At 36.0% G+C, this 12,918-nt stretch carries 7 protein-coding genes and 1 other annotated feature; of the genes, 2 read left to right on the top strand and 5 right to left on the bottom strand.

Annotation, left to right across the window (positions count from 1 at the left end):
• Nucleotides 1-27 precede the first annotated feature (27 nt).
• Both CACET_RS19750 and CACET_RS02765 read right to left on the bottom strand, forming a co-directional pair.
• Complete coding sequence (locus CACET_RS19750) at nt 28-1,932, bottom strand: sensor histidine kinase (protein ID WP_082058073.1); 1,905 nt, start codon at nt 1,930-1,932, stop codon at nt 28-30.
• A gap of 176 nt (nt 1,933-2,108) precedes the next feature.
• Nucleotides 2,109-5,549 (bottom strand): pyruvate carboxylase, encoded by a 3,441-nt coding sequence (locus tag CACET_RS02765; RefSeq protein WP_044823076.1) that lies wholly within the window; start codon nt 5,547-5,549, stop codon nt 2,109-2,111.
• A 232-nt stretch (nt 5,550-5,781) separates the two neighbouring features.
• Between CACET_RS02765 and CACET_RS02760 the strand changes: the two genes are divergently transcribed.
• A complete protein-coding gene (locus CACET_RS02760; protein WP_044823077.1) occupies nt 5,782-7,119 on the top strand; it encodes an aminotransferase class V-fold PLP-dependent enzyme in 1,338 nt (445 codons plus the stop codon).
• Between the two features lie 143 nt (nt 7,120-7,262).
• Nucleotides 7,263-7,742 carry a DsrE/DsrF/DrsH-like family protein gene (locus tag CACET_RS02755; protein WP_082058074.1) on the top strand — a complete coding sequence of 160 codons (480 nt, stop codon included), beginning with the start codon at nt 7,263-7,265 and terminating at the stop codon, nt 7,740-7,742.
• Nucleotides 7,743-7,912: 170 nt separating this feature from the next.
• Here CACET_RS02755 and CACET_RS02750 read toward each other — a convergent pair whose 3' ends face one another.
• The 3 genes from CACET_RS02750 to CACET_RS02740 form a co-directional block, all read right to left on the bottom strand.
• On the bottom strand, nt 7,913-8,740 hold the full coding sequence (locus tag CACET_RS02750) for a Gmad2 immunoglobulin-like domain-containing protein (protein ID WP_044823078.1): 828 nt from the start codon (nt 8,738-8,740) through the stop codon (nt 7,913-7,915).
• Between the two features lie 150 nt (nt 8,741-8,890).
• Nucleotides 8,891-11,995 (bottom strand): isoleucine--tRNA ligase, encoded by a 3,105-nt coding sequence (gene ileS / locus CACET_RS02745; RefSeq protein ID WP_044823079.1) that lies wholly within the window; start codon nt 11,993-11,995, stop codon nt 8,891-8,893.
• 67 nt (nt 11,996-12,062) lie between these two features.
• Nucleotides 12,063-12,283, bottom strand: a binding site (T-box leader).
• 332 nt (nt 12,284-12,615) lie between these two features.
• Nucleotides 12,616-12,816: a helix-turn-helix domain-containing protein gene (locus tag CACET_RS02740; protein WP_044823080.1), complete on the bottom strand. Its 201-nt coding sequence runs from the start codon at nt 12,814-12,816 to the stop codon at nt 12,616-12,618.
• Nucleotides 12,817-12,918 lie beyond the last annotated feature (102 nt).

Here is a 12,918-nt window from a genome sequence, read left to right as displayed (position 1 = left end):
AGGAGGAGGCAAAAAGTGGTATATTATTTAACTATAATAAATATCCGAAAATTCAATGCCAATTCTCTCCAGTTGACTTGGACCTAGTCCATCTTCCTTGGTGAATAAGATTGGCTCCTCATCCTCTATATCTTCTCCTGCCATGACGGGAAGCTCTATGGTAAATGTAGTACCTTCTCCAAGTTTGCTTTTTAAGCTAATACCCCCTCCATGCATCTCCACCAAAGACTTTGTTAGGGTTAAGCCCAATCCACTACCTTCATGCTGTCTTCTAAGAAGGTCCTCTACCTGTCTAAAGCGTTCGAAAATCACTTTTTGTTTTTCCTCTTGTATGCCTCTTCCTGTATCTTTAACTGAAATCAAAACCTTATCTTTTTGATCTTGTAGGACTACTTCTATTTTCCCACCAGGCTTTGTACATTTTACTGCATTAGACAAAAGATTTAAAATAACTCTTTCTATTTTATCAGGATCACAAAAAATAAATTTTTCTTCTATCTCTGTATCGAATATTAGGTCTATTTGATGACTTTCTATATACTTTGATACCGACATAGTAATATCTTCTACCACGGAAACAATATTATGATTATTTCTTCTTAGTTCAAAAAAACCTGCGTCAATTTTTGTCATATCTATTAAATTGTTAGCTAATCTTAGCAACCTATAACAATTTTGTTTCATCATTTTTAAGTGTTTATTGTTTCTTATCTGCTGTTGATTGTGCTTCATTTCTAGTTCCCAAAGCTGTAGACTACTTAATATTACATTTAACGGAGTCCTTAATTCGTGGGATACATTTGCCAAGAATTCACTCTTTAGGTGGTCATATTCTAGTTTTTCTCTTAGATCTTCATTCAACTTCTTCTCATCCTGTATATTTTTTACCATAATATTAAAGGTTCTTGCTAAATCCATGATTTCATCAGATCCCTCAACTTCTATGTAGTGTAACGATTGAGAAGTTCCCATAGCCTGAATACTATTTGTAACTTTTTTTAGTGGTTGTATAATAAGTTTATTTAGCCAAATAAATAATAATACAATAATAATAGTAGTAGATATAAGTAGTGCTCTAAAGGCATTTTTATGCATTAATGATAATGTGGATAAATAAAAATCCCAAGATTCAACTAAAACCAACTCTCCTATAGGTATCCCAAACAAATCTTTAAGCACTGTCTTGGACATCATTTGCTCTTCTACTATTTCCACTTCCTTCACATCTACGGTATCTATAAAACCTTGAAGATTCTCTTGGACTCCTCCTAGCATCTCATATGGAGTAATCACAGTATTTGTAAAGAAAATCAACATTTTATAGCCATAATTCTCCTCAATATACCTTAATAATTTAGGGGTTACCTTTCTACCAAAGAGTATAGTTCCTGTGGCGTTCATATTTGCTGGCTTTAGTGGTGCTGCTGCTATAATATATAAATCTTTTCCATACTTAAACAAACCGTGAAGAATTTCTTCCTCTTTGTTTCGTGAAATTGTACTGAAATTTTCTCCTTTATTTTGCAATAAATGAGGATGTCCTCCCTCAAAAAAAGCATATTGGTGGAAGATTTGTCCATCTTCATCCAGTACAATAGCAAAGTCTATCTCGTATTTTTCATATAACCTATACCCATAATTTTGGCGGAACCAGTTTGTATCCCTCTCTGCCATTTTTTTATAGGCAGTTTCACAAGATGCATAGGGCCTCAACAGCATAGCCAGACCTTCTCCTTTAAACTGAAGTATTCTTTCTGCCCGACTTAAATTTTCTTTTGTTTGGTTTTTTTCTATGGTTAAAAAGGTCTTAGAAGTAAATATACTATTAAAGATTAAGTAAATCAATAATGGTATTAGTGCAATTAAAATCAAAACACCCTTTATCTTAAATTCCATTGTATTATAAGTTTTCTTCAATAAATTATAAACCACCTATTTTTCCACCCCATATCACTAATTTCTTCCTTTATTTATACTTTTTCTACTATATCTTATTTCTTCTGTCGAAGTAAGGTAAGGGGTGTCGACAGTATGCATCATTTAACAATATTTTTTTCAGCTTAGTTTTTCCATAAAAAAATTGCCTAAAAAGGCAATTTTTTTATGGCTTATGCTTCTCTTAAACGTATCAATAATTCTCCAGATTTAACTTGTTGTAGCTCCTCCACAAAAACAGTATCTACAATACCTGCTACAGGAGCAACAATATTGGTTTCCATCTTCATAGCCTCTACTAAAATAATACTTTGCTTTTCCTTAACTTCTTCTCCTGCTTTTACTAGTACTTTTAGAACTGTTCCTGGAATACTAGCACCAATCTCTAACTTGTTATTAGGGTCTGCCATTTGAACAAGTTGCTGCTTATTGGTCATTCCACTGGCTTTATCGAATACTTTTATTTCTCGACGATTACCATTTACCTCAAAGACTACAGAACGCTGACCTGTATTGTCTAATTTACCAATTTCTTGAAGTTTTACAATTAGTACCTTTCCTTCTGCAATTTCTATTTCACTGGTTTCTCCCTCTGCTAAACCATGGAAAAACACATCACTGCCCATCCTACTTAAGTCCCCATATTCAGAAATATACTTTAGATAATCCTCATAAACCTTAGGATATAAGGCAAAACTCAATAGATTTTTCATATTGGGTTTCATATTGTAATTTTCCTTCAGATACCCTTCAATAGCATCAAAATCTTCTGGTGGTAATAGTTCTCCTGGTCTACAGGTAATAGGTTCTTCACCCTTCAAGACTAACTTTTGTAATTCTTCAGGAAAACCTCCCGCCGGTTGCCCCATCATTCCTTTAAAATAAGCTACCGTGGAATCAGGGAAAGGCATATCTTTTGCCTTTTCATAAATATTTTCAGGGGTTAATTCATTTTGTACCATAAAAATTGCTAAGTCCCCCACCATTTTTGAAGAAGGTGTTACTTTTACAATATCTCCTACCATATCATTAACAGTTTTGTACATTTCCTTCACTTGGTCAAATCGATGACCCAAACCAAAGCTCTCTACCTGCGGTTTTAGATTAGAATACTGTCCACCAGGAATCTCGTACTTATAAATTTCAGCTGTTCCAGACTTTAGGTCAGACTCAAATTGACCATATACTGGTCTTACTGCACTCCAGTATTGAGAAATCTTCTCTAAGTCATCTACCTCCATCCCAGTGTGTCTATCCGTATTCTCTAACGCTGCCACTACAGAGTTAAGTGGTGGCTGACTGGTAAGTCCTGACATACTATTAATAGCTGTGTCTATGATATCCACCCCAGCTTCTGCCGCCATCAATACAGTAGCGATACCATTACCACTGGTATCATGAGTATGAAGGTGAATCGGAATAGAAATTTCTTCTTTTAATGCCTTAATCAGTTTTCTAGCAGCATAGGGCTTTAATAAAGCAGACATATCTTTAATCGCTAAAATATGTGCCCCCATTTTTTCTAACTCTTTTGCCATATTTACATAATATTGAAGAGTATATTTGTCTTTTGTTGTATCCAATATATCTCCTGTATAACATACACAGGCCTCTGCTATCTTACCAGTTTTTAAAACCTCATCGATGGCTACTTCCATTCCCTTTAACCAGTTTAAGGAGTCAAAGATTCTAAAGACATCGATCCCTGTAGCAGCAGATTCTTTAATGAATTCTCTAATGACGTTATCTGGGTAGTTCTTATAACCTACACCATTGCTTCCTCTTAAAAGCATCTGGAATAGGATGTTAGGAATCCTCTTACGAAGTTCCTCTAGACGAATCCAAGGAGACTCGTGCAAGAATCTATAAGCTACATCATAGGTAGCTCCTCCCCACATTTCTAAGGAAAATAAATCCTTCGCCAATACGGAAGTGGCTTTTCCTATCTTCAACATATCCCTTGTTCTTACTCTTGTTGCCATTAAGGACTGATGAGCATCTCTCATGGTGGTATCAGTTAATAGTAGTTTTTGCTGTTCTTTAATCCATTTTACTAATCCCTCTGGTCCCTGCTCATCTAGGATCTGTTTTGTCCCTCTTAAATCTTGGGGCTTTTCTATTTTAGGCACTATTGGCACATCAAAATCCCTATGAACACCTTTTGTTTCATTAACCACTTTTTCTCCAATATATCTTAGTACCTTTAACTCTTTATCGCTTTTTGGCTTAATGTCTAGTAGTTTAGGATTGTTAGCGATAAAACCAGTATCACACTCTCCCTTTAAAAAGGCTTCATGATTTAGTACATTGATTAAAAAGTCAGAGTTGGTCTTTACCCCAGCTACCTTTAGCTCTCTGATGGAACGAATAGACTTTCTTACAGCATCTTCGAAGGTTCTTGACCAAGAAGTTACCTTCACCAGTAAGCTATCATAATAAGGGCTAATCTCTGCTCCTGTATAACCATTGCCACCGTCTAGACGAACACCAAAGCCAGAACCAGTTCTATAAACATCAATTCTTCCTGTATCTGGAGCAAATTGGTTTGCAGGATCTTCGCAGGTTACTCTACATTGTATAGAATATCCCCTTGGGTTGATCATTTCCTGTGTACCGATTCCTAGCTCTGGTGAATCTAGTGCATACCCTTGAGCAATCAATATCTGACTTTGCACAATGTCGATACCTGTTACCATTTCTGTAACAGTATGCTCTACTTGAATTCTAGGGTTCATTTCAATAAAATAGTGATTTCCATGTACATCTACAAGAAACTCTACTGTACCAGCACTTTTATAGTTCACTTCTTTTGCAATCTTTAAGGCATCATTACAAATAGCCTCTCTTTGTTCAGGAGATAAGGTGAGTGCAGGTGTAAATTCAACCAGCTTTTGATGTCTTCTTTGAATAGAACAATCTCTCTCAAAAAGATGCACCATATTACCATGCTCGTCTCCTAATACCTGTACTTCAATATGCTTTGGTTTTTCCAAATATTTTTCAATAAAAATATCATCATTACCAAAGGCCTTTTTGGCTTCGCTCTTGGCACTGTAGAAAGCATCCAGCAAGTCTTCTTCCTTTGTAACGATTCTCATTCCTCTACCGCCGCCGCCAGCCGCTGCTTTAATCATCACTGGATAACCACAGTAAGCAGCAAATTCCTTTGCCTCTTCATCAGAAGCAATAGGTTTTTCTACCCCTGGAATGGTTGGCACTTGTGCTCTTTTAGCTACTATTTTTGATTGTATTTTATCGCCCAACTGTTCAATCATTTCGTGGGAAGGACCGATAAAAACGATGCCTGCTTCTTTGCATTTTCTTGAGAATTCAGCATTTTCTGACAAAAACCCATAGCCTGGATGGATGGCATCTACACCTTTTTTCAGTGCAACTTTAATGATTTCTTCAATATTTAGGTAGGCTTCTACTGGCCCTTTGTTTTTTCCTATCAAATAAGACTCGTCTGCCTTCGTTCTAAATAAGGCACATTGATCTTCACTAGAATAAATGGCTACTGTCCGAATCCCTAATTCATGGCAGGCCCTAAAAATTCTAATAGCTATTTCACCACGGTTCGCCACTAGCACTCTTTTAAACTTTTGTACACCCATTAGACTCCCATCTCCTTTTCCTAATTTTATGCTTTATAATTGAATATTTATTAATCCACCTTAATAAATAATAATTAGAACTATTATATAAAATCTTAATATCCTTTGCAAGATTCTTTACAATATTTTTTCAATAAAAAGTATTTTTGTAGAATACATTTTCTGTAATCACCCTTTATTCTCTTAGTGCATAGAATGTTTAAGAAGAATACTATTTAGGTGGGTGATAAAAATGAGCTACATACATCCCTTGACAGAGACCAGAAAATTGATCGCCGGCATTGATACAAAAATATCTCTTCCTAACGGAAAATACCTCCCTGTTATCAATTTTGACAACGCCGCCACCACCCCTCCCTTTCTACCTGTGCTGGAGGAAATTATGAACTTTTCTCCTTGGTATGCTTCAGTACATCGTGGTACTGGTTATAAATCTCAAGTTTCTTCTAACATCTACGAAAATGCCCGCAGCATGATTGCTGATTTTGTAGGTGCAGATTTAAAGCATGATACAATTATTTTTCTTAAAAATACCACAGAAGCTATCAATAAACTTTCTAACAGGCTGCTAAATACTTATAAAGATGGTGTTATTTTATCCAGCTTTATGGAACATCATTCTAACGATTTACCCTGGAGGAATAAATATACAGTAGACTATATTGATATTAACCAAGAAGGAAAGCTATCCCTAGAGGATTTAGAAGCAAAACTCCTCCATTATAAAGGAAGGGTACAGCTAGTAGCGGTGACTGGAGCCTCTAATGTAACAGGTTATATGAATCCTATAAATCAAATTGCTGAAATAGCTCATCGTCATGGAGCTAAGATTCTAGTAGATGGGGCACAGTTGGTGCCTCATGCCCCAATAAATATGAAACCTCCTAATGATCCTCAACACATCGATTTTCTTGTTTTTTCTGGTCATAAAATGTATGCCCCTTTTGGTACAGGAGTTTTAATTGGTCCTAAGGAAATTTTTCAGAAGGGTTCTCCAGATTATACAGGAGGTGGTACAGTAGAAATTGTAACACATGATACTGTAAAGTGGGCTGATCCTCCTCTAAAAGAAGAAGCTGGAACACCTAATGTGATGGGGGTATTAGCTATAGTTACCGCTATAAAAACTTTAAAAAATCTAGGAATGGAAGACATTGAGATTTATGAAAGAAAATTAATGGAGTACGCTTTAAGCAGACTTAAGGATATAGATGATCTTATCTTTTATGGAGACGCCTTTAATAGTAAAGATCGTGTTAGCATTATTCCCTTTAATATTCTTGGTATGTCCCACGATATGGTAGCTACTATTTTTGCTCAAGAAGCCGCTATTGCCGTAAGAAATGGTTGCTTTTGCGCACAACCTTATATTCAAAGATTGCTAAATATCTCTGCTGAAGAAATTAAAAACCGTATAGAAGATCCTTCCCTCCCTCATCCTGGTGTTGTTCGAATAAGCTTTGGACTGTATAATTCCTTTGATGAAATAGATCAATTGATCAAACTCCTTTCCAAAATTTCAAAAAATAAAAAAGCCTATCTATCGAAGTATAGGCATTTATCCTTTTAAACCATGTGCTATTCATTACATGGTTTTTTCTATATGTAAGGTTTTTGATAAGCAAAAGTGGTTACACTAAAATAGCATATAGATTTTATAAAAAACCCAGTTCATGGGGTGTGTAAAATTATATAGAAAGGCAGGTGCTTTCTTTGGAAAAGAAAAAAATAAATTTGCTCATGTTCAGTGGAGAATATGATAAAGCTTTAGCGGCCTTAATCATCGCTAATGCTGCACGAGAAATGGAGGTTGAAGTAACATTGTTTTTTGCTTTTTGGGGATTATTTTTGTTGAGAGACCCTGAAAAGATGACCTTAGAAGATAAAACCACCTACGAAAAAATGTTTGGTATGATGACGCCCAAAGGACCAGAAGAACTTCCCCTCTCTAAAATGAATTTTGGTGGAATCGGTAAAGAGATGCTATTAGAAATGATGGAGGATGACAAAGCTCCACGATTAATAGATTTTTTAAATGGTGCCATAAAAAAAGGCGTGCGCTTTTATGGTTGCAAATTATCTGTAGAAATTATGGGATTAAAAAAGGAAGAATTAATTCCTGAATTAGAAATCGTAGATGCAAAAACTTACTTAGAAGATGCTATGGCATCGGACATGCAATTATTTATTTAAAAAAGATGGTCTTTTGACAAAAGAACGCTGAAAAACTATAGTTTTTTTGTTTGTCATTTTGAAACGAAGTTGAAGAATCTTATGTTTTCAATATAATTAAGATCCTTCACTAACGTTCAGGATGACAAAAAGAACTTTTTCAGTGGCCTCTTTGACAGAGGCCACCTTTTTTAGTCTTCATTATTCTTAAATCTTACATTCACTTGTTCTCGCATCATATATTCTCCATCTTTGGCACTATATTCGCCGATTTCTATTCTTCCTTCTTCTGCATCAGTGACAGGATATCGCACTTCCTCATGAAAATTTCCCCAATAAGGTCCTCCTGCATCCGCTTGCAGATGTTCCTCATGAATTAGCTCATCTTCATCATCCAAAATACGCACAATAAAACTTCCTTCAAAGGCAATGATCCTTCCTCTTATTTCCACAGGATTATTAATTTCTTCGCCTTCTTCCGGTAGCTCTAGTACGGCATGAACTAATTTACTTTCTGTAGGAAATGTTTCACCCTCCATCGTTCTAACTTCGTATTCCGATACCATATCCGTATGAATTTGCAAAGTGACAGAAGGATAAGCAATAGCCTGCGTTACCACATCTTCATCACCTGGAACCATCATATCTACTAAGATCACTCTAGGGTATTCCTCTTCTAAGTAGTCTTCTACAATGATACCATAACCCCCTGTAGGTCTTTCGCCTGCATTAATTCTGATATAAGTGGCATCTGGACGTTGATATACGTAGGCACCTTCTTCATCTCCAAATTCTTCAAACCAACTTGCTGCATCTGAAGGGATTGTGGTCCCCTCAACGATTCTCATTCTGTCTCTAAGATCCTCTTTGATATCCCTATGTACGTTTGGATCCTCCTCAGGGGTTTCAACCGGATCCTCCTGCTGTTGAGGGGGTGGCGTTTGTTCCTCTTCAGGCTGGCAGCCTATCATGCTTATACCCATACATAAACACAGGACCCATAGAAAAAACTTCTTCATTACAATGCACCTCCTGCTTTTAACATACCCACTTTTATTTATACTTATTTCATTGGTGCAAAAAATTTCTCTCTAAGATTAGAACAAAGTCTTCCTTTGGTTATAAAAAACATCTCCAGATACTAATTATCTGGAGATGTTAAGATGTATTTATGCTTCTATCTTTTGAATTTTTATACCTGTCTCATGGTCATTCAAGTTTTGTTTTTCTAAATCATTATCTTCAACACTGTCAATAGTTACTGCTAAAGTCTCCTGCATAATATAAGACTTATAAAGTTCTACTGCCTTAGTGATTTCATCATCTCCATTAAAGTAGATTTTGATATTGTCTGCTACTTCAAAGTCGCTATTTTTTCTCATCTGCTGAACTTTAGAAACAAACTCACGGGCAAAACCTTCGTCAATCAATTCTTGGGTTAAGGTGGTGTCTAAGATAACAAACAGATTATTTTCCATTTCTACTGTAAAGCCTTCCTTTGCAGAAATGTTGATCATTACATAATCTTTACCAACCTCAAAATTTTCTCCATCAAGTTCTAAGTCTACCTTCTCACCTGCTTCTAATTTCGGTACAACAACAGATGCATCTAGACTCCCAAGGGCCTTGCCAAAGGCTTTGATTTTACTTCCTAACTCAGGACCTGCCACTCTAAAGTTTGGCTTTAGACTAAAGTCCATAAAATCCTTTAGATTCTTTTCAAAATGAACTTCCTTCACATTTAACTCTTCTTGGATTAATGGCATAAGGTCAGCAATTAAGGTCTCGTACTTACCATCCACCAATATTTTTTGCAGTGGTTGACGTACTTTCATCTTAGACTGAGCTCTTGCAGCTCTACCTAGTCCTACTAAGTCCCTTACTAAGTCCATTTTTTCCTCTACTTCTTTATCGATCAATGCAGCATCTGCTACAGGATAATCTGCAAGATGAACAGATAACTCTCCTGTTAACTTTTCATGCATCTCATCTGATAAGAAGGGAGCAAAAGGTGCCACTAACTTAGAAATACCTACAAGAATTTCAAAAGTTGTATTATATACCGCCTTTTTATCCTTGGTCAACTCTGTGGCCCAGAAACGTCTTCTAGCTCTTCGGATATACCAGTTTGAAAGATCTTCATTCACGAACTCTTGAATCTTTCTTACAGCCTTTGTCAGGTCATATACCTCCATATCACTTCGTACTTCTTTTACAAGGCTGTTGTACTTTGATAAAATCCATCGATCCAACTCTGGACGTTCCTTATATTCGATAAAGAAATCCTTAGGATTAATCTCATCTGTATTTGCATACAAAGTAAAGAAGGCATATACATTTTCAATAGTGGTGAAGAACTTACTTTGTACTTCTTTTAATCCTTCGATATCAAATCGTGTAGGTGTCCAAGCCGGTGATACATGCAGTAAGTACCATCTTAGAGCATCTGCACCATACTTATCAAATAACTCAAAGGGATCTACCGTATTTCCTTTTGATTTTGACATCTTTTGACCGTTTTTATCTAAAATTAAATCATTTACCAGTACATTTTTATAAGGTGCTTTCCCCATAACAAAGGTAGAAATCGCCAGTAGTGAATAGAACCATCCTCTTGTTTGGTCGATTCCTTCACAGATAAAGTCTGCTGGGAACAGTGTATCAAAGTTTTCTTTATTTTCAAAAGGATAATGATGTTGTGCAAAAGGCATGGCCCCACTATCAAACCAACAGTCGATTACTTCTGTTACCCTAGTCATACTTTCTCCACAGTCCTGACACTTTAAGTGGATATCATCCACATAAGGTCTGTGAAGTTCTACTGTCTCATCAAGATCTTCAATGGCTCTTTCTATTAGCTCTTTTCTTGAACCTACAGAAGTAGTACTGCCACACTCACAACGCCAAATGTTTAGCGGTGTTCCCCAATAACGGTTTCTAGATAATGCCCAATCATTCAGGTTTTCTAGCCAGTTACCAAAACGCTTTTCTCCTACATAGTCAGGATACCAGTTGACGCTATTGTTGTTTTCGATTAATTGATCCTTTAGCTTGGTCATTTCAATGTACCAGCTTGGCTTTCCATAGTAAAGCAGGGGTGTTGAACAACGCCAGCAGTGAGGATAATTATGATCCATTTTTTCCTTCTTAAATAGCTTTCCTTCTCCGTGAAGCCACTTAATAATGTCAACATCAGCATCGATAACAAACTGACCCTCCCAAGGCGTGGTGGTGTATTTTCCTTCTTCACTTACCGGTTGTAATACAGGGAGATCATACCTTCTACCTACTTGGTAGTCATCCTCACCAAAGGCAGGTGCAATATGAACAATTCCAGTACCGTCTTCTGTAGTTACATAATCAGCTAAAGTAACGAAGAAGGCTTTTTTATCTGGTTTCACAAAAGGCATCAATTGCTCGTACTCTATATATTCTAAGTCTTGTCCTTTTAATTCTTCTATGACTTCATATTCATCACCGATGACCTTAGAAGCCAAAGCCTTTGCTACAATATATACTTTGTCATTGTACTTTACCTTCACATAGATTACTTCAGGATGTACCGCCAAAGCCACGTTAGAAGCTAATGTCCAAGGGGTGGTTGTCCATACCAAGAAGTACTCATCAGCATCCGTTCTTTTCATAGGAACGATTACTGTATTGGACTTAATTTCTTTATACCCTTGAGAAACCTCATGGGAAGCCAAACCTGTTCCACATCTTGGACAATAAGGTAGAATTTTATGTCCTTCATAAATATAGTCTTCTTTAAAGAACTTATCTAAAATCCACCATACAGATTCGATATAGTTATTGTCTAAAGTAATGTAAGGATTATCAAGGTCAATCGAGTAACCCATTCTTCTGGTCATTTCCCTCCACTGCTTTTCATAGGAGAAAACAGATTCTCTACATTTTTCATTAAAAGCTGCGATACCATAGTTTTCGATTTCTACTTTGCTAGATAGTTTTAATTGCTTTTCTACTTCGATTTCTACCGGTAACCCATGGGTATCCCAGCCAGCCTTTCTCTTTACTTGCTCTCCCACCATTGTATGGTATCTACATACTGAGTCTTTTAATGTTCTTGAAATAACGTGATGAATTCCCGGTCTACCATTGGCTGTTGGCGGTCCTTCAAAAAACACAAAAGACTTTGCTCCCTCACGATTTGTAATACTTTTATCGAGAATTTCGTTTTTATCCCACAATTCAGCTACAGCCTTTTCTCTTTCAGCCACAGGAACATTCGATAAAGATTTAAATCCTTTCATTGTTTTCCCATCCTTTCTAAAGTACATTCAAAGTTACGCCAAAAATATAAAAAAGCCCCTAGAATAATCTAGGGGCGAATAAACCGCGGTACCACCCTGCTTACAAGATAAATTTCTTATCTTGTCACTCAGATACATGATAACGTATGTCTACGGAGAACCCTACTGCTGTTTCAGATCCTCTGCTCCAAGGTGATTTTCATAAAAAGCTCCATAATAATCTCGCACCACATGATTATCTCTCTGTAAAGGTTATCTTTCTATTACTGTCCTCTTCATAGCAATGATTTATAAAAATATTTTATTGTATTACCACTCATATTTACAAATTTTGTGCAAACCTTTAAAATACATTATACAATCAGTTATGCATAAAAGTCAAGCAAATTGACTTTTATCTACTTGTATGAATTTTAGCCTATTTAGCAAAAAATATACATTATAATATGTCTCCATATCTAAATAAACATAAAACCTATCTCCGATCTGGAATATGATATTATGGCAATATTACTGAGAATGACCCACCTAAATTATTCATAAAAATCTTGTATGTTCACAATCATTGTTTGAATTTCGATATTTTATATAGATTATACAAAGGAGTTCTTTCTATTCATTTATAACTTCAATACCAACTCATCCACCTTCACACCTAAGACCTTAGCTATTAAAACAACTTTATTAAAAGCAGGGTTATGTTTTGTTCCTCTCTCCAATTCTTCTATATAGCTTTTGGAAATTTGTGTTAAGTTAGCCATATCTAGTGTAGTATATCCTTTGACATTTCGCAACTCTCTGACCTTTAAATTATTTAACATAAAAACCCCTCCTATAAAGTAGTTAAGTTGTTGTGTTATAACTTAATTCCTTTGTTACAGTGACTACAACAAATATCGCAGTCTTTCCCTCTGCTAAGGTCT

It is taken from the genome of Clostridium aceticum, assembly GCF_001042715.1.
Taxonomy (GTDB): domain Bacteria; phylum Bacillota; class Clostridia; order Peptostreptococcales; family Natronincolaceae; genus Andreesenella; species Andreesenella acetica.
This window is presented reverse-complemented; position numbering and strand designations above follow the sequence as displayed.